We start from the raw sequence: 1630 nt of genomic DNA, 5'->3' as shown, positions 1-1630 counted from the left end.
TATCCATACTATTACTATAAATATTTAAACTAATAAAAAATAATAATATCCAAAATATCCCATTTTTTCTGTTAACTTTACCTTCCATTATCCTATCTCAACCATTCTTCTCTTTCTTTTGTCAAAAGTTACCATTTCAGTAATTCCAAATTCCTTTGCATATTCCCCAGCTTCCTTTATTTTCATTCCAACATGTTCAGAATAATGTGAATCACTTGACAAAATTATAGGAATATCATATTTTTTCACATATTCCATAAAATCTCTATATGGAGTAATTTCTTTGATTGGATAACGGTAAAACGTTCCTGTGTTTATATCCACAACCATATTATTTTTTTTCAAGCATTTAGCAGTACTTTCAAGCAAACTGTCAACATCTTTTTTTTCTGGAATATTCTTAAATAATCTCAAGTTAAACGGATGCCCCAGAATGTCATACATCGTTGTATTTGCCACATTCTCAATCTCTTTTGCATAATCCTTCCAAATCTGCACTAAATTCTCATCCGTAAATTTATGCTTCAAAGCACTAAAATCAAATCCCCATCCCTTAATAAAATGTATTGAAACAATCAGATAGTCAAAATCATATTTAGACAATATTTCCTTAACTTTCTCCTGATTTTTAAAATTACACACTTCAATTCCAAATTTTACTGGATATCCTTTTGATTTCAACTTATCTATAAAATCTCTGTATTCATCCAACGTATGCACGAATTTTGTTTTCTGCTCAAGCCATTTTTTCTGGAAATTCCCAGTTTCACTATTATCCAAAATCAGCTCCTCATAATATAAATCCTTAAATTCCTTAAATCCGTGAGTATGTTCCGTTATTCCAATTTCTGAAAGCCCCATTTCCTTTGCTTTTTCAAAGAATGGATTCACATAATCCTCATCATAACTCCCATATTCAAAATGCATATGATAATCTACTAACATAAGATTCCCTCTCTTTCTATACAATTAATTTCTTTAATTTTGAACTTATACAGTTAAGTTTAATTGACAACTTGTAATATTTAATTCCACATTTAAAGAGCTTTATTATATTTTATAAATAAAAATCATATATAAAGGAAAAAGCCATTCCAAAATTTATCATTTTGAAACAGCCTTCCTTTAAACAAAAAGTTAATTAATCGATTATTGAGAAATTACATTTGTTGCTTGAGGTCCTTTTGGTCCTTCTTCTACATCAAAGCTTACTTCTTCACCTTCGTTAACTGTTTTGAATCCTTCTTTATTGATTTTTGAGAAATGTAAGAAATAATCATTTCCATCTTCTCCTGAAATAAATCCGAATCCTTTTTTGTCGTTAAACCATTTTACTTTACCTAACAAAGTATTACCTCCTAAAATTTTACACCTCAAACAACTGTTACTGTTACAAATATATATTTTTTGTTACACTTACTTGCTTTTGGTTATCTGTATATATTATATCACACTTTTCTAAAAAAGAATAGCCTTTTTTCTCAAAACTTTAATTATTTTTAAGGATTTATTATAAAAATGAAAATTTTAAAAGCTATTTTCGCGGCGGCATCGGCGGTTTGCTATCTAAACTCGGCTGTTTTGCCAGAAAACGACTGGAGCAAAAAGGATCTAAAAGGCGAGGTCAAAA

General features: G+C 29.0%; 2 protein-coding genes. Both read right to left on the bottom strand.

The annotated features are described in order from the left end of the window. Positions 1–87 precede the first annotated feature (87 nt). Positions 88–945 carry a histidinol-phosphatase HisJ family protein gene (locus Q0370_RS02475; RefSeq protein WP_299571663.1) on the bottom strand — a complete coding sequence of 286 codons (858 nt, stop codon included), beginning with the start codon at positions 943–945 and terminating at the stop codon, positions 88–90. A gap of 204 nt (positions 946–1149) precedes the next feature. Continuing rightward, on the bottom strand, positions 1150–1347 hold the full coding sequence (locus Q0370_RS02470; protein WP_015769847.1) for a cold-shock protein: 198 nt from the start codon (positions 1345–1347) through the stop codon (positions 1150–1152). Between the last annotated feature and the right edge of the window lie 283 nt (positions 1348–1630).

This window comes from uncultured Leptotrichia sp., assembly GCF_938036635.1.
Lineage (GTDB): Bacteria > Fusobacteriota > Fusobacteriia > Fusobacteriales > Leptotrichiaceae > Leptotrichia > Leptotrichia hongkongensis.
The sequence above is the reverse complement of the archived record's forward strand: the minus strand, read 5'-3'. Positions and strand labels throughout refer to the sequence as shown.

Coding starts and splice junctions, on each gene's coding strand:
- Q0370_RS02475 (WP_299571663.1), bottom strand. CDS start 945: ATGTTAGTAGATTATCATATGCATTTTGAATATGGGAGTTATGATGAG.